The sequence below is a fragment of the Solihabitans fulvus genome (assembly GCF_008386585.1).
Lineage (GTDB): Bacteria > Actinomycetota > Actinomycetes > Mycobacteriales > Pseudonocardiaceae > Solihabitans > Solihabitans fulvus.
Map to the genome: position 1 here is coordinate 1 of NZ_VUOB01000045.1, position 16,021 is coordinate 16,021.

Consider the following 16,021-nt stretch of genomic DNA (forward strand, 5'->3'; position numbering starts at 1 on the left):
CAGTTCAGGTGACCACACACATACGAGCCTGCCCGGCGGCCTCTGCGGCCTTGTTGGCCAAGTCTATGGCGGCGGCGGCGGCTCGGGTGGCCCGTGCGGCATTGGCCTTGGCGGTGGCTGCGGAGGCACGAGCCGTGCTGGCATCAGCGCCGGCGTCCTGGGCGTAGCCGGCTGCGTCCTTAGCCGCGTCCGCGGCGTCATTGGAATGGTTACCGGCGTCGCTGGCGGCTTGAGCGGCCTCGCCTGCCCGTTTCGCGGCGTCCCCGGCGAACTGCGCTGCGTTGGCGGCATCGCTGGCCGAATCGGCGATGGCGCTGGCGTCCTTGGCGGCTTGGCGGGCGGTCGACGCCTTGGTCGCGTCGCTGGCGGCATCCGCTGCGGCGTCGTACGCGCGCGAGGCGGCCTGCCCGGCCTTGGCTGCCGCTGTGGCGGCGCGAGAGGCGGCGCCAGCCGCGACCTGTGCAGCGCCGCTGGCCGCGTTGGCGGCGTCGAGTGCCGCTCGCGCGGCCAGCGCGGCCCCGTTGGCGGCTTCCGCCGCGCGACTGGCCGCGCTGGCGGCCTCACCGGCCTTGCCCTTGGCTGCTGCGGCTGCGTCTCTGGCGTTCTGGGCTGCCTGACGCGCGGCAGCTGCGGCGGTCTCGGCCCGGTCCGCAGCGTCTTTGGCGGCTTGTGTCTGCTGTGAGGCTTGTGCGCCAGCGTCTTGGGCGACGGCGACCAGTTGGCTGATAGTGGCAGTCTCCTGATCGCGGGCCTGTGCCACGGGCCAGTCACGATCGAGGAACTGAGTCAGGGCCTCGGTGGTGTTGGCGGTGAGGGCCTGCTGGGCGACCTTCTTCACCTCGGGGCCGCCGGCAGACATGATCTGGTTGACGCGGATCCGCTGGTCGATCGCCCACGGAATCCGCCAGCCGGAGTCCAGGAACTGCTGTGAGGCTTCGACAGTGTTGGCCTTGAGGGCTTGTTGGGCGGCGTCCTTCACCGACGGCCCACCCGCGGACATCATCTTGTTGACCTGGATCCGCTGGTCGATCGCCCACGACGTGCGCCAGCCAGAGTTCAGGAATTGGGTCAGCGCGTCATCGGTGTTGGCTTTCAGGGCTTGTTGGGCGGCGTCCTTCACCGACGGCCCACCCGCGGACATCATCTTGTTGACCTGGATCCGGTGGTCCATCTGCTCGGACTGCTTGTGTCCGGTGGTAAGGAAGGCCCGTACGTCGGCGTCGGAGCCTGTCAGGGCCGTCTCCGCGTCTTCTCGTGTCACCGGCCCCCCGAAGCGCCACAACGTCAGGACGCGAGCGCGATCGCTGGCCTGCCCCGTGGATGTTGTGTCCGCGCGGGCCGCCGGCACGGCGAGAAGGCTGGCCAGCAGCGCTCCAACGACTGGCATCAGGGTTACGGCCGCAACTGGCCGAAACCTCCACCATCTGTTACTCATGCATACTCCCCATGCATTCAGCGCGCGAAATGATCATCTATTCGCGACGTCATACACTAACCGAAAGACGAGCCATGGTGCCGCCGTCGGCGTGTCATACAGAATCGCCGTCGCCGGACGAGACGAATATCACCATCCCCTTCATGTGTTGACGAGCGGGCGACGCACCCTTACCGTCACCTGGCTACATCAAGACTTGACAAAGAGTTGCGATACTGTTTTTGATATCTCGCAGAACACGGCGTGAGTAGATTTACAGGGGCAAACATGCGATTGTTCTTTCGATTCCTGGCCTTCATTGCCGTTGCTGGGACTGCTGTATCTTTCGGTGCTGCGGTCGCTGTGGCGGCACCCAACAGCACGCCAGCGGCAACCGGTGAGCAGCCGCCTCTGGTCGAGGATTTCACTTACCCCGGCGCGGACAAGATCCTCGCGGACTACGGGGTCCAGTTGATCAGTGGCGACGGGCGCATCGTGTTCGCCGATTGTCCCACCGGACCCGACACGGTCGGCGTGATCCTTGTGAACACCGCGAAACACATCGGTACCGGGCGAAGTGGGAACGTGTGCTTCCAGGTCACCGGTCCGACTGGGCACCTGAGCCTGAAGGTCCCCGCCGTCTATGCCATCCAGGGCGACGGCCTGGGACAGGAGCAAGGGCACGCGCTACGAGCCGCGCTGACCACCGACGCCGGGCAGCACACCACCCTCGACGTCGGGCCCGGCGAGATTAAGCAGGTCGGTATCACAGCCAACCCGCCCACCGCGCCCACAACGCTGCTGCAGTTGGACGCCTCGCCTGCTGGATCCTCGCCGCCGCCCTCGGGGCAGAACACGAGCACCTCGCGCATCGCGAAGATCAGTGTCGGCGCGGCTGGCTACCTGGGAAGCCGGGCTTGTAGCGGCGTGTTGGTCGACCCGCAGTGGGTGGCCACCGCCGCCTCCTGTTTCGCCGACGACCCGGCCAAGGGCTACGCCGTCGCGGCGGGTGCGCCGAAGCAGAAGTCCACCGTCACCCTCGGGCGTGCCAGCCTCGCCGAGGCCGACAAGGGCCAGACCGTGGACATCACCACCCTGGTCCCCCGCAACGATCGCGACCTCGTGCTCGCCAAGCTCGTCACGCCGATCACCGGCATCACGCCGCTGCCCCTGGGTGGCACGGCCCCGGCCTCGGGTGAGGCGTTGCAGATGGCCGGCTACGGCCGCACCGCCACCGAATGGGGCCCCAACCAGACCCACCGCACCGCCGTCGCGGCCGGGGTCGCCGCGGACACCACCCTCGCGGTCACCCCCGCCGCCGGTGGCGTGGGGCCGTGCAAGGGTGACGCCGGTGGCCCCGTCACCCGCGACCTGGCAGGCGGCCAGTCCGAGCTCGTCGCGATCGCCAGCACCGCAACCCAGAACGGCTGCCAGGGCGCGCCGCCGGCCACCGCCCAGGCCGCGACCCTGGCCCGCGTCGACAACGTCGTGGACTGGGTGAAGTCGACGGTCGGGCCGGACAACAGGTTGTCCATCAAGGACGGGAACCTCTACGACAACTGGGTCGACGTCCTTCAGCGCGGCGCGACCACCTTCGAGGTCGACGGCAACCGGATCGCCACCCAGACCCAGGACGGCAAGCTCTGGGTCAAGGAGGGCAACCTCTACGCCGACTGGACCGACCTCAAGAAGGACGGCGTGGTCAAGTTCGCGCTCAGCGGGACTCGGGTGGGTGTGCTCACCAAGGACGGCACGCTGCTGGTCAAGGACGGCGCGCTGGACCAGCCCTGGGTCGAGCAAGGCACCGGTGTCACCGACTTCCGCCTGACTGGCAACCGCATCGGCTGGCTGCACGGCGGGACGCTGACCGTCCGCGAGGGCGGCCTCACCGACAAGCCCATGGACGCCTACAGCGGCGGCCTGGCCAAGTTCGAGATGAACGGCAACCGGATCGCGATCCAGACCACCGACGCCAAGCTCTGGGTCAAGGAGGGCAACCTCTACGCGGACTGGACGAAGATCCTCGACAACGGGGTCGACGACGTCCAGCTCTCCGGTGACCGCATCGGGATGCTGCAGGCCGGCAAGTTCTGGGTCAAGGAAGGCAACCTGTTCCAGCCCTGGACCGAGGTCTACGGGAGCAACGTGGCCAAGTTCCAGCTCAGCGGCGCCCGCGTCGGCGTGCTCCTGACCGACAAGCACCTGTGGGTCAAGGAAGGCAACCTGTTCGAGAAGTGGACGGACCAGGCCGGCGACGTCGTCGACTTCCGTCTGGCCGGCAACCGCATCGGCATCCTCGCCGCCAACGGCAAGGTCGCACTCCGATAGCGGACACAGCCAAGCGACAACGGCCGGCGCCCTGAGGTGAACGCTTCACAACGCCGGCCGTTGTCGTGCCGCGACGTTCGCCGCAGTCCATGCCGTGGCACGGTTAGTGGCACGAAACGGCATGAACCGGTGTGGTCGTGGCGCATCAGCGAGATGCACTGTGTTGGCGAAGTCGCTGGTAGATGACTTGGTCAACACCCTGCCGGCACTTCCTAAACCGTGTCGCAGGTTCGAATCCTGCCGGGGGCACCAAACAGAACTGCGACACGTTGACCAGCGGTTTCATGGTCCATCGCTAGTGATAGCGGCGTCCTTGACGCTGTAGCCGCAGTGACGGAGCCCCACCGCAGCACGCGGTGGGGCTCCTTCTGCTCCACCGAGTTTCAAGCACGTCTTCGTTCCGGCTGGCTGGTGGCAGGCGATCATCTGCATCTGCGGGGAGAGCCTGTTCTGCGACCACGTTGGTTTTGTCCGCCAGTTTCGACCGCGTTTCTCCGCGGGAACTGATCGCACCCCGCTCAGCCAGGAGGCTTGTGCTCGCGAACGGTGACCGCACCCCGCGCCACAGGGCAGAGCTGGACCTTCCTCGATCCTGGATACCTTCGGCTGGTGCGACGTCGCAGGTCCAGGTGGGGCGCCCGCAGCGAAGCGAGGACGAACGACCTGGAGGTGCGAGGAGCATCGCCGACACTTGGGTACGAGGACAGCCCCGGTGCGGTCACCTCTGAGCGACATTGTGTCGTCGGCGGGCGAATGCTGGTTCTGGCACGGTTTCCGTGATGGACCCGGATGGCCGGCTGGACGCGCGGTAGTCAATCATGATCGAAGTGTGTCGATCTTGATCTGGTTCGGGTTCTCTGGCCGCATCTGACTGGCGTGCGGATCGACGCGGTGTGGACGGCAGGCCGCGTGGTGCGGATCGAGGCACGCACCAGCCCGGAATCGGCACCGTGCCCTGGCTGCGGGACAACATCGGGGCGGGTACATAGCCGCTACGACCGCCAACTCTCCGATACCGCCACTGCGGGCCAGGAGGTGCTGATTCGGCTGAGGGTGCGGCGATTGTTCTGCGACAACGCCGAGTGCGCGAGGAAGACGTTCGCTGAGCAGGTGCCCGAGTTGGCGGATCGGCACGCTCGGCGGACCACGGTCTTACAACGAGTGCTGTGCGCGGTCGGGTTAGCGTTGGGTGGCCGTGCCGGCGCCCGGCTGACCAGCCACTTGGCGGCGTCGGTCAGCCGGATGACGCTGCTACGGATACTGCGTGACCTGCCCGACCCGCAATGGCCCACCCCGAGGGTGCTCGGCGTGGACGATTTCGCCCTGCGTCGCGGCCACGACTACGGCACGTTGCTGGTCGACGTCGAGTCCCATCGCCCGGTGGACGTGCTCACCGACCGCACGGCCGCGACGCTGGCTGCATGGCTGCGCGCCCATCCCGGCGTGGAGATCGTCTGCCGGGACCGCGCCAGCGCCTACGCCGAGGGCACCCGAGAGGGAGCACCGGACGCGTTCCAAGTCGCCGATCGCTGGCACATGTGGAACAACCTGGCCGCAGCCGTCGAACGCGCCGTGGCCCGACACCAGAACAGTCTGACCGCCGCCCTGACCGTCCCCGCCGACGGCGGCGTCGACGACGAGACTCACGAAGACCAGCTCAACCTCGGTGCGCCCCCGCAGCCGGCACCACCAGCGCTCACGGCGGCGGACCGGACAGACCGGTGGGCGGTGCGAGCGCGGCAACGGCACGCGGCCGTGCGCGCCTTGCTGGCCGATGGTGTGGCGATCAACGAGATCTGCCGCCAACTCGGCCTCGCGCGCGGCACAGTGCGCCGATTCGCCCGCGCTGACACGGTCGAGGAACTGTTGACCCGTAACGGAACTGGGTACCGCCCCAGCATACTGGAGCCGTTCAAGCCCTACCTGCACCAACGCTGGAACGAAGGATGCACCAACGCTGCCGGTCTGTTCGCCGAGATCACCGCACGCGGCTATCGCGGCGGCCAGAACGTGGTTCGCCACTACCTGCGCCAGTTTCGTGTCGCCCCGCGTGCCCAGCGACCGCCGCGCAAACCGCCGTCAGTCCGTCGCGTCGTCGGTTGGATCATGACCGACCCGCAGAACATGGACGCCACCGACCAACAACGCCTGGATGCCATCCTTGCGGCCAGCACGCACCTGACCGTGCTGGCCGGCCACGTCCGCGCCTTCGCCGCCATGATGTGCGCGCGCCGCGGGCAGGAGCTGGAAGCGTGGATGGCCGCCGTCGATGCCGACGACCAACCAGCCCTTCACTCCTTCGTGCGAGGGCTCCGTAAAGATCAGGACGCGGTCACCGCCGGACTCACCCTGCCCTGGAGCAGCGGGATCGTCGAAGGCCATGTGAACCGTGTGAAGATGCTCAAACGCCAGATGTTCGGCCGCGCCAAGCCCGACCTGCTCCGCAAACGCGTCCTGCTCGCCGACTGAGCCGAACGGCCAGATCACGGAAACCGTGCCAGAACCCGGATTGGACCGTCGTTGACACAGCCCTGCTCTCCACGCATGTGGAGATGGTCCGCAGTACGACTACCGGTGCCCACGCTGCCGCTGCTGCTCTCCACGCATGTGGGGGTGGTCCGGAATCATCTACGCCGACGACCTGCCCCATCGCCTGCTCTCCGCGCATGTTGAGGTGGTCCGATCGTCATTGACGCGATCCGCAACCGCACCAACTGATCTCCACGCATGTGGAGATGATCGATGGCCTGGGCTTTCGCCCAGAGCCAGCGGGCCCTCAGACCGTCGAGACGACAAGATTGGAACTTGCGCCCGCTTGGCCCCCAGGCATTTTGTGGGGTCAAACGACCTGGTTCATGCGGCCGCTGAGCTGGGACGAAACGTCCGGCGACGTCCGTGGACGTCCGCCACGATCCTGCGGGGTTGTCACGCAGTTAGTCACCCACTGGAGGCCCGGCTACCTGCGCACCTTCAGAGGCACAGCATGTGGTGACGGTGTGGCTGTTGCTCACCGTCGCGATGCGTGCCGACTGAACTAGGAGGTACTGCACACGCGGTCGAGTGTCTGCCTGTCCGCGTCGGCGTGTTCCTGAACAGATTCCGAGTTCAGGCCCCGGTTGTTGAAGGTTACCGCGAGTTCGGAGAAGTCGTTGTACAGTGCAGAGAGAGACGAATAGGCTTTACTGTACTACCCGCCGAAAGGCGCAGGATTAAGGACTGCAAGTCCGCAGCTGTCTGGCGTGCAGCGGCTCCACGCATGTACTGGGTATTACCTGCGGTCTGGTAGTAGGTATTGACAATCTGCACTCCCTTGACGCAGCCGAGGTCCTGCAGCGGGGCGACCGTAGGTGGAAGTCCCATTGTCGTGGTCGGCGTTTGGGGCGGTACGGCTATCGACGTCGCGGGGTAGCTATACGGTGGCCGGAGCGGAGCCGTGGTGAACGTCGGTTGCGGTGTTGGTGCGGGATGCGGCGCCTCGTAGGCGAGGAACGCGACAAATAGTCCACCTACTGCTGCTATCGCGCTGACGGCGGCCCAGTTCGTCTTGGACCCCAATCGAGCCTCCTACGCTGTCGACTCGCCCTCCTGCCGAGTATGGCCCTCGACCGGCTGGTGGCGTCAGAGGTCGACCGATGTCACCCGATCGACTGCCGCGTGGAGGTGTTCTGTGTCACCTGCCGCCGGCCAGTCCACCTGACAGGGGCCTGACAAACGATCAAAGGCCTGATCACCGTTGCCGGTGATCAGGCCTTTGACCTGCCATTATCGGGTGGGCGATACTGGGATTGAACCAGTGACCCCTACCGTGTCAAGGTAGTGCTCTCCCACTGAGCTAATCGCCCGAGGCGGAGGCGGGAATCGAACCCGCGTACAGGGCTTTGCAGGCCCTTGCCTAAGCCACTCGGCCACTCCGCCGTTTTCCTGAAGATGATCCCCAGGAGTCTGGCCGGACCTGAGGGGCCGCAGCCGAGCGGATGACGGGACTCGAACCCGCGACCCTCACCTTGGCAAGGTGATGCGCTACCAACTGCGCTACATCCGCATGCTCACTCGGGTTTCTTCTTCCGGCCGATCTTTCCGGCTGGAGTCCGTCCTCCGTGGTGCTGGAGAAACCATATATGACGCCCCGAGTCAGGATCAAATCGGGGTGCCCGTCGAACCTGCTGACGGGCACCCCACCTGGTCTGACTAGGTGAGATCGTTCGAGATCAGGTGGGTCAGCGCCTCGTCAACGTTCACCCACAGATGCTCGTTGCCCGGCACGACGACGTCGTAGGTGCGGTCGAGGAAGTCGGCAAGTTCCTGTGCCGACGCCTCGAACATGGCGTGGCCGGAAGGAGAGCTGAGTTCGATGACGACGACCTCTGGGTCGTCGGTGGCCGGGCGGATCCGAACGTCACCATCGCCCGCCTCGGCGATCAGTCCGTCGGCGAGCAGGTCGCGGGCGAAGACCCACTCCACCCAGCCGGCCCGGCCGGTGCGGAACGCGGCCACGACCGCGTAGGGATCTTTGGTGTCGTATCGGAGCTCCACCTGCACCGGGACCGCTGGGGTCCGTGGCGCCAGCAGGTCGAAGACCGCTGTTGAGCGGAGCGTCACGTGATCGTTGCGCATCGTCGTTACCCTTCTTCTCCCTTCCCGGCCAGGAAACGACCGAGCTCCTCAGTTGTGACGCCGATGTGGTCAGGAACGCTCGCGTATGGGCTCCAGATCACCCATCCGGGCCAGCGATACTTCGTAGGGCTACCGATCCACTCCGCTCCGTGTCTGCCCATCCTCGGCGAACCACATCTTGCTGGGTTTAGCCTGAACCCGGTACCGCTGTTGCGCGAATGTTGGACGTGAGGATTCCTCTGGTGACTGACGGGTCGCCTTCGCCGCCGGCTCGCGAGCCCGTCAGGTCCGGGTCCGAGCGGCCTGCGCAGCCTGACGATCGCGTGGCGGACGCCGAATTGGTGGCGTTGGTCACAACCGGCGACCGTGCCGCCTTCGCGGAGCTCTACGACCGGTACTCCAGGCAGGCGTACTCGCTGGCGCGGCGGATCTGCGTGGATCCAGAACTGGCCGAGGACGCCGTTCAGGAGGCGTATCTCACGCTCTGGCGGAACCCCGGCCGATTCGATGCCGCCAGGGGTGGATTCGGCACCTGGTTGATGACGGTTGTGCATCACAGAGCGGTCGACGCCGTCCGCCGCGAGAACACCCAGCGGCGTAAGAGCGTTCCGCTGACCGACGAACTCTCCGAGCGGGTCGTCCCGCCGGTACCCGGGTCCGATCAGGACGCCCTCGCGGGCGTGGAGGCCGGCGTGGTCCGTGTCGCGCTCGGGAAGTTGCCGGAGGACCAGCGGCAGGTGATCGCCTTGGCCTACTTCGGCGGTTACACACAGTGTGAAGTCGCTGCACTCACCGGAGTTCCACTTGGCACAGTCAAGTCACGCACGTTCGCGGCCGTGCGACGCCTGAGAGTCCTGTTGGCGTCGTTGTTGAACGGAGACGCCGGCGGGACATCGGATCGGACGACGGGAGCGCAGCGGTGAACAGGGAGCAGTGGGACGAGCCCTGCGCCCACGAGGAGCTCGCGGTCGGCTGGGCAATGCACGCGCTGGAGCCGGACGAGGAGGCCGTGCTGCGCGCCCACCTGCCGGGCTGTGCGCGGTGCCAGGAGGCCGTCAGGGCGACCGAGGAGGTCGCGGCGCTGCTCGGTGATGGAGTCGAGCAGGAGGAGCCGCCGGCGAGGCTGCGGGCGAACCTGCTGGCGCGCATCGAGGACGTGCCGCAGGAGACCGAGCTCACGGCGGGCCGGGAGATGATCGAGTCCTCTTCGGACGCTGCCGGTTCGCAGCCGCAGCCCCGACGGTCGTTCACGGAGCCCGGCTCGGCGGCCGCACACCGGCGACGGAGTCGGACGCGGGTGCTGCTCGCCGCAGCCGCGGTCCTCGTGGTGCTGGCCGCAGCAGGCGGGGTCGGCTGGCGAATGAGCCGGCTGTCCGACCAGGTCGCCGCGCAACAGGCGAAGAGCGCTCAGTTGCAGCAGATCTTGCAGGTCGCTGCCGACCCGACGACACACAGGGCGATCCTGCGGACCGACGCCGGCCAGCCTGCCGCGGTGCTGCTCTCCGGCGACACGGAGGCCGCGGTGCTGCCGATGGGCCTACGGCCCAACGATCAGCAGAAGCAGATCTACGTGGTGTGGGGAACCAGCACGCCGAGCCCGGTGCCCCTGGCGACCTTCGACGTGCCGGCGGGCGCCGACCAGGCGGAGGTGCTCAAGTGGTCGACGGATGCCGCCGCGCACAAGGGGTTCGCGATCTCACTGGAACCGGGTCGGGTCGCGCCGGCCGCCCCGTCGACCGTGCTCGCGATGGGGCAGGTGACGAGCTGACCGGGCACGCGCCGTCTTCGCGCTGGTCGAGGCCGGTGTCGAGCGGGGTGGAATGCCGAGCTTAGCCCCGATTTTGATCGTGGCGGGAGCCCCTGTAAGGTATGCATCGCACCGCGAGAGCGGGGCAGACCCGGGCGATTAGCTCAGCGGGAGAGCACTTCGTTCACACCGAAGGGGTCACTGGTTCGATCCCAGTATCGCCCACATTGTGTTTTTGCTGGTCAGACGGCCTGTCGATGTTCTTCATCGGCGGGCCGTTTCTGATTGTGGGGAGCAAACGGGGAGCACGGCCTCCCGACCACAACTCCCAAGCTGACGAGGTCACGCCGCTTTTGGCTCCACGGCGGGGTTTTCGGTCCAGGTCCGCCCGCCATCCTGCTCCCGCCGTTGTTGGAGGCACTGGCCGGGGTCTTCGGCGGGCCGAGTTCCAGCCGTCCCCGCACCTCGTGCAGCGCGCCGAACTTCGAGGCCGCTCGGCCCCTGGGTCGACTGGAGCACGGGCGGACCGTCGAGTGGTCGGTCGCTGGCCGGCTCGGACGGGACAGCCCTCGCGTCTCAGTTCGCGATCCAGGTCCCGGCGCGGCACGCTGGTGGCCTCGCTGGCGAACCCGCCCCGGTCCACACCGGTCGTCTACCCGGGTGCTACCCGCAGGGGAACCTCGCGCGGACGGTCGGTTCGCCCCATGATCACGGCGACAGCACTCGACGCACACTGCTCTCTGGACGCCGGCGCTGCTGGGTTCCGCTGAGGTGAACTCGGGTGTGTGCGAGAAACGCCGCGAGGACGACGAGTCCGAACCCGACGAGCCATCCGCAGCTCAGCGCGAGCTGCCGCGCCGGCAGCACGTCCGTGAACGCCGCGCCGACACACGTCTGCATCGCACCGTAGCTGGGCAGGAACCGGACCAGGCTCGCGGCGGCGTTGGGGCTGGCGATCGGGTTCTGCAACCCGAGTTCGATCACGCTCACCATGATGATCGCGACCATGCCCTCCAGCTCGCCCGGCAGGAACAACGCCAGAAACAGCCCCATCGCCCCGTACACCACTCCCGAGACGAAGATCCCCACGCCCAACACCACCGGCTGCAACGGCGACCAGTAGAATCGGATGCACAGCGTCGCGTAGGCGGCCACCATCCCGGCGGCCACCACCAGCGTCGTCGCCTTGGCCAGGAGCAGGGCGATCCTGGAGTAGCCCGCGGCGATCAGGCGGCGGTCGAAGACACCGGACCGGTGGGCGGCGCTGAACATCATGAACCCCACCAACAGGGCGGCCGCGTTGAGGGAGCCGCTGATCATCGTCATCTTCTCGCCGCCGACCAACAGCACCTCACCGGTGCCCCGGAAGGCGAACGGGACCTCCTCGCGAGTGACCACGAGGTTGACCAGGGTGATGGCCAGCGGAATGAGCCACACCAGCAGCACGATGGCGAGCCTGTTTCTGGCCAACGCCAACAGCGAGTACCCCACCGCCACCCGATAGCTGGTCACACCCGGCCTCCTGCCATCGCGGGTTCGAGCACACCGCCGCGCAGCCGGCGAACCGCGTCAAGACGCTCCGTGTCGTGGGCGAAATGGGAGATCACCACCACCGCGCATCCGTTGTCCCGCAGTGTGGCCGCCAGTTTCCAGAACGCCAGGTAGGTCTCCCAGTCGAATCCCTGGTACGGCTCGTCCAGCAACACGACCTCCGGGTCGTGCATCAGCGCAAGGACCAGGTTCAGCTTCTGTCGCGTGCCGCCGCTGAGCGCTTTGGCCGGCGTGTCCCGGTGCTGGGCCAGGCCCAGGACTGCCAGTAGATCCTCGGTGTGCTGGAGGCTGGCGATCCGGTAGGCCGTCTGGAACAGACGCAGGTGCTGCGCCACCGTCAGTTCGTCGTCCAGAACAGTCCGTTGTGGACAGTATCCCAGCGTGCCGTCGATCGCGATCTCGCCATGGTCCGCGCGCAGCTCCCCGCACAGGACCCGCAGCAGCGTTGTCTTGCCCGCGCCGTTCTCTCCCACTATGCCGACGAGTTCCCCTTGGTGTACCTGGAGATCTACTCCGCGCAGCACCGCTCGCGAACCGTAGGACTTGCGCACGCCCGTGACGCGGAGCACCACTTCGCTCGTCATCGCACCACCTGGTCGGCCTTGGCCTGCGCCCCGAAGCGGCGGTCACGTCTGGCGTACTCGGCGACCGCCTGCCGGAACTGGGCGGGGTCGAAGTCCGGCCACAGCGCCTCCGCGAACACGATCTCGGCGTAGGCCGCTTGCCAGGGAAGGAAGTTGCTGATCCGCTGTTCGCCAGAGGTCCGGATCAGCAGGTCGACATCGGGCAGGTCCGGCTCGTACAGGTAGCGCCGGAAGCCGTCCTCGGTGACCTCGGTGAGCGCGACTCTGCCCTCGGTCGCCTCGACCGCCAGACGTCGTGCGGCGTCGACGATCTCGGTGCGCCCGCCGTAGTCCAGCGCGAAGGTCATGGTGAGCCGGTTGTTCGCCGAGGTGCGCCGCTCCGCATCCTCGAGTTGAGCGCGCAGACTGTCCGCGATCCGGTCGCGCCGCCCACACCACCTGACCCGGATTCCCCGGTCGACGAACCCAGGGAGCTGGCGGCGGACGCTGTCGGACAGCAGCTCCATCAACTCCGCCACCTCCTCCGCTTCGCGCGACCAGTTCTCGGTGGAGAAGGCGAACAGCGTCAGGTGCGACACGCCCAGCACGAGCGCTTCGTCGACCAGCGGCCAGGCGTTGCGTTCGCCTGCGGAGTGCCCGGCCGAGGGCGGAAGGCCCCGCGCGACCGCCCAACGCCGGTTGCCGTCCATGATCACCGCGACGTGTCGGGGCACCGTCGCCGGCAGCGGCGCGAAGCGAGCCGCGACGCGGGAAAGGCCCCGTCGTAGCACACCGCGTTGCCGCGGCACGACAGAGAGTTCCGGCACGGGCACCGTTCTGGGCAGTTGCAGCCTGATCCGCTCCCACAGGACCGCGGACTTGCGCCGCCGCACCTCGTCAAGAAGGGTCCGCATACCCGTGACCGCGCACTGGAGAAACGGCTGGCTGGACGGGTGCATCAACGGCACGGACTCGGCCCCCTCGGCCAGCAGCGCATCCGCCCGGCTCGCCTGCCTGTCGATGAACGCGTCCAGGGCCGGGCTCCGGCGGCCGCGCGTGAGGTCGTGCTGGGTGAGCCCCATGTCTTCGAGGTCGCACTGCGGCAGATAGCACTTGCCGTTGGGCAGGTCCTCGGTGAAGTCCTGGAAGATGTCGGTCATCTGGAACGCCTCACCGAGCACCGACATGAGGCGGGCCGCGGCGGGATCGTCGTCTGTGGGTTCGAGGACGGGCGCGGCGAGTGCGGCCACCGTGCCGCCCACTCCCCTGAGAAACGCACGCAGGTCGTCGAACGTCGCGAACGAGACGGGCCGTCGCAGGTCGTTGTCGTACGCCCCCAGCATCTCCGCGATGACGGCAGCATCCAGGTCCCACATACGCACGGTGTGGACCAGGGCGCGGCGCACCGGATGGGCACTCCGCGATGCGTTCAGGTCGTCCATTGTCCGCGCGCGCCATGCGTCGAACGTCCTGCGTGCGTCCGCCGCGCGCGTGGTGTCGACGATCTGGTCGGTCGCCGCCGCGAACGCGCACAGGGCGTGCAGGTACGGCCTTTTCTGCGCCGACAACAGTTCGACGCCCAGATAGCTGGCCAGGTGCGCCTTCCGGTGCACTCGACGACACGTATCGAATGACTTCTGCAATTCAGCAGAATCAATGCCTGCCAACTCTGGAATTCGCCTCATGCCAGTTCCACCCAGTCATCACCAGCCGACGTGACGCGGCGAGCGTGTCACAGGAAGTCACGCTGTGGCAGGTGAAATCGAGCCTTCACCCCATCTCGACCTGAACGAGTGAAACCTCGGATGCCCGCTGGACAACACTTCCACATCACCGCACGGTGCTAGGTGGGCGCATTCGCGTCCAACGACCTGTTGACATCACGAATCCGTGGAGTGCAAATGTCAGGCGAACCCGAGACATTTCCGGACCAAGCCATGACGGCCCGCCGTCAGCGAGCGAGGCGAGTAAGGCGAGGAGTTTACGCCGCCTTGTTGGCGACCCCGCTGCTGCTGGCGGGACCGGCGTATGTCCTTGCCAAGACGAATGGTCCCGCGCCGCAACAGGACGACTCGCGGCTCTACAAGGCCGCCGCCTTCTGTAAGGGAGTGTCAGCGACCCTCAAGAGCGACAAGCCCATCGGCAAGCAGGACGGCACGTTCAAGCTCACCCTGACCGAGCCGTCCAAGCCCGCCCCGTGCACCGGCGACGAGGCGCAACTGGGCACTGGCGCGGACAAGATCACCCAGATGTCCATCACCAAGGTCGAAGCCAGCTTCACGGGCAACTGCGCGGCAGACGAGACGTCTGGCTCCGCCGACGCCACCCTGAGCTGGCTCAACAGCGCGGGCAAGGAGGTCGCCACCAGCGTGGTCAAGGCCGACCTCGAACTCCTGCGCAACTCCGACGGTTCGCCGAGCGTCAGCATCGAGTCCACCGTGAAGAGCGGCAAGTTCGAGGGCATGGAAGGCCGAGGCGGCCCCGCGCCCGACGACACGACGAAGAAGGCCGCCGACACGTGCGCCAAGGACGGCACCACGTTCGACACCGTGTCGGGGAAGGGCGGCTTCGCGCTCAAGCCCAAGCCATAGACGTACCGACGCAGTATCGCCCCACCGATGACTGGGCCGCCGCGAGGAGATCCTCGTGGCGGCCCAGTTGCCTTGGTGGAGCGGTCTCGACGTCGCGGTGTGCCCAGCGGCAGCCGTGGTCAGCGAATCGTCAGCCCCACCATGGCATCGTCCGAGGGGAAGTCGACAATCTCACCGTCGATCGTGCCGGTGGCGATGTCGATGAAGGTGGCAGCGTGTCCGAAGCCGTGCGCGACGACCAGTTTGCTGCCGTCGGGCGTCAGCACCGTGCCCAACGGGTCCCTGGCCACCCCGATCAGGTCGCCGATCCTGACCGCCTTCGCCGTGTCGATGACCGCGATCTGGTTCGAGTTGCTGCACGACACATAGGCTCGGCCGCCGTCCTTGGTCAGGGCGAGGTACGCGGGTCCGCCGCAGGCCGGCACCGGGTCGCCGACGGGCTTGTCGGTTGCGGCGTCGACGATCTGAATCGCGTCCTTGTCGACCAGCGGCACATACAGTCTCGTGCCGTCCTGGCTGGGTACCGGGGTCATCGGGTGTCCGCCGAGGACCTGCGAGTCGACCGTTCGCGATCCGGTTGCCGCGTCGAAGGTCTCCAGCCTCCTGGTTCCCTTGTGCGCCAGGTGCAGGCGCTTCTGGTCGGGGCTGAGCGCGATGCGGACGTCGCCGAAGTACTTCGGCCCTGGGTCCGGCGTCAGCGTCAGCGGCGCCAAGGGTTTCCAGCCGACGATGTCGATCCTCGTGATCTTGTCGCTGTGGCCTGCGGCGTAGAGCGTCGTGTTGTCCTGGCTGAGGATCACCGAGGTCACCGCGCCCTCGTCCAGCGTGATCGGATCGCCGATCTGCTTGCCGCTGGCCAGGTCGAAGCGCAGGAAGTCCTTGGTCACCTTCGTCGCGTCCTGTGGGTCCTTGAACTCCCGGTACAGCACGGCGGTCTTCCCGTCCTGCGACATCGCCAGCTTTCTGCCGCCCTTGGTCTTCAACTTCGCGCCGACCCAGCTCCTGGTGACGGTGTCCAGCGAGAAGACGGTGTTGTTGTTGACATCGAACACGTACGCCTCCGGCGCGTCGGCGGCCCGGGCGACATGCCACGGCAGGGCCACCGCCGAGGCCGCGAAGACCAGCCCCACGGCGGCAAGCGCCGCCACTGTCCGTCGCCGTGTGCCGACGGCGGCAGCGCGACTGCCGGCAGTGCGCATGGTGTTTCCCTCCT

The 16,021-nt window shown here is 67.2% G+C and carries 11 protein-coding genes and 4 tRNA genes; 6 read left to right on the forward strand and 9 right to left on the reverse strand.

Annotation, left to right across the window (positions count from 1 at the left end; genetic code table 11):
• Positions 1-4: 4 nt before the first annotated feature.
• Positions 5-1,387, reverse strand: coding sequence for an ALF repeat-containing protein (locus F0L68_RS44590; RefSeq protein WP_188316805.1), 1,383 nt, complete (start codon positions 1,385-1,387; stop codon positions 5-7).
• Positions 1,388-1,777: 390 nt separating this feature from the next.
• Here F0L68_RS44590 and F0L68_RS24730 point away from each other — a divergent pair, with 390 nt between their 5' ends.
• Together F0L68_RS24730 and F0L68_RS24735 are read left to right on the forward strand one after the other, a co-directional pair.
• Positions 1,778-3,742 carry a S1 family peptidase gene (locus F0L68_RS24730; RefSeq protein WP_149852192.1) on the forward strand — a complete coding sequence of 655 codons (1,965 nt, stop codon included), beginning with the start codon at positions 1,778-1,780 and terminating at the stop codon, positions 3,740-3,742.
• 912 nt (positions 3,743-4,654) lie between these two features.
• On the forward strand, positions 4,655-6,211 hold the full coding sequence (locus F0L68_RS24735; RefSeq protein WP_438672314.1) for an ISL3 family transposase: 1,557 nt from the start codon (positions 4,655-4,657) through the stop codon (positions 6,209-6,211).
• Positions 6,212-7,512: 1,301 nt separating this feature from the next.
• On the opposite strand, the gene F0L68_RS24740 is transcribed toward F0L68_RS24735, so the two are convergent.
• From F0L68_RS24740 to F0L68_RS24755, 4 genes are all read right to left on the reverse strand, one after another.
• Positions 7,513-7,584: transfer RNA gene (locus F0L68_RS24740), tRNA-Val, on the reverse strand.
• Between the two features lies 1 nt (position 7,585).
• A tRNA-Cys gene (locus F0L68_RS24745) sits at positions 7,586-7,657 on the reverse strand.
• Positions 7,658-7,711: 54 nt separating this feature from the next.
• Positions 7,712-7,784, reverse strand: a tRNA-Gly gene (locus F0L68_RS24750).
• Positions 7,785-7,930: 146 nt separating this feature from the next.
• Positions 7,931-8,356, reverse strand: coding sequence for an SsgA family sporulation/cell division regulator (locus F0L68_RS24755; protein WP_149852193.1), 426 nt, complete (start codon positions 8,354-8,356; stop codon positions 7,931-7,933).
• A 323-nt stretch (positions 8,357-8,679) separates the two neighbouring features.
• On the opposite strand from F0L68_RS24755, the gene F0L68_RS24760 reads away from it, so the two are divergent.
• From F0L68_RS24760 to F0L68_RS24770, 3 genes are all read left to right on the forward strand, one after another.
• Positions 8,680-9,279 carry an RNA polymerase sigma factor gene (locus F0L68_RS24760; RefSeq protein ID WP_223199106.1) on the forward strand — a complete coding sequence of 200 codons (600 nt, stop codon included), beginning with the start codon at positions 8,680-8,682 and terminating at the stop codon, positions 9,277-9,279.
• Positions 9,276-10,124 carry an anti-sigma factor gene (locus tag F0L68_RS24765; RefSeq protein WP_149852195.1) on the forward strand — a complete coding sequence of 283 codons (849 nt, stop codon included), beginning with the start codon at positions 9,276-9,278 and terminating at the stop codon, positions 10,122-10,124. Before F0L68_RS24760 ends, F0L68_RS24765 begins: the two co-directional genes overlap by 4 nt.
• Positions 10,125-10,256: 132 nt before the next feature.
• A tRNA-Val gene (locus F0L68_RS24770) sits at positions 10,257-10,328 on the forward strand.
• Positions 10,329-10,811: 483 nt separating this feature from the next.
• Here the strand turns inward: F0L68_RS24770 and F0L68_RS24775 are convergent.
• From F0L68_RS24775 to uppS, 3 genes are read right to left on the reverse strand one after another with little or no spacing between them, the layout of a single operon-like run.
• Entirely contained in the window at positions 10,812-11,615 is an 804-nt protein-coding gene (locus tag F0L68_RS24775) for an ABC transporter permease (protein WP_149852196.1), read from the reverse strand.
• Entirely contained in the window at positions 11,612-12,238 is a 627-nt protein-coding gene (locus F0L68_RS24780) for an ABC transporter ATP-binding protein (protein ID WP_149852197.1), read from the reverse strand. Before F0L68_RS24780 ends, F0L68_RS24775 begins: the two co-directional genes overlap by 4 nt.
• Complete coding sequence (gene uppS / locus F0L68_RS24785) at positions 12,235-13,830, reverse strand: polyprenyl diphosphate synthase (protein ID WP_223199107.1); 1,596 nt, start codon at positions 13,828-13,830, stop codon at positions 12,235-12,237. The genes F0L68_RS24780 and uppS overlap by 4 nt, the downstream gene beginning before the upstream one ends.
• A gap of 378 nt (positions 13,831-14,208) precedes the next feature.
• Between uppS and F0L68_RS42640 the strand changes: the two genes are divergently transcribed.
• Positions 14,209-14,808, forward strand: a complete 600-nt coding sequence (locus tag F0L68_RS42640) for a hypothetical protein (protein WP_188316806.1) — start codon at positions 14,209-14,211, stop codon at positions 14,806-14,808.
• A 119-nt stretch (positions 14,809-14,927) separates the two neighbouring features.
• On the opposite strand, the gene F0L68_RS24795 is transcribed toward F0L68_RS42640, so the two are convergent.
• Complete coding sequence (locus F0L68_RS24795) at positions 14,928-16,007, reverse strand: YncE family protein (RefSeq protein ID WP_149852199.1); 1,080 nt, start codon at positions 16,005-16,007, stop codon at positions 14,928-14,930.
• Between the last annotated feature and the right edge of the window lie 14 nt (positions 16,008-16,021).

Bases quoted from the DNA above. Each gene is read 5' to 3' on its own strand.
- F0L68_RS24780 (WP_149852197.1), bottom strand. From the start codon at position 12,238: ATGACGAGCGAAGTGGTGCTCCGCGTCACGGGCGTGCGCAAGTCCTAC.
- F0L68_RS24795 (WP_149852199.1), bottom strand. From the start codon at position 16,007: ATGCGCACTGCCGGCAGTCGCGCTGCCGCCGTCGGCACACGGCGACGG.
- F0L68_RS24755 (WP_149852193.1), bottom strand. From the start codon at position 8,356: ATGCGCAACGATCACGTGACGCTCCGCTCAACAGCGGTCTTCGACCTG.
- F0L68_RS44590 (WP_188316805.1), bottom strand. From the start codon at position 1,387: ATGCCAGTCGTTGGAGCGCTGCTGGCCAGCCTTCTCGCCGTGCCGGCG.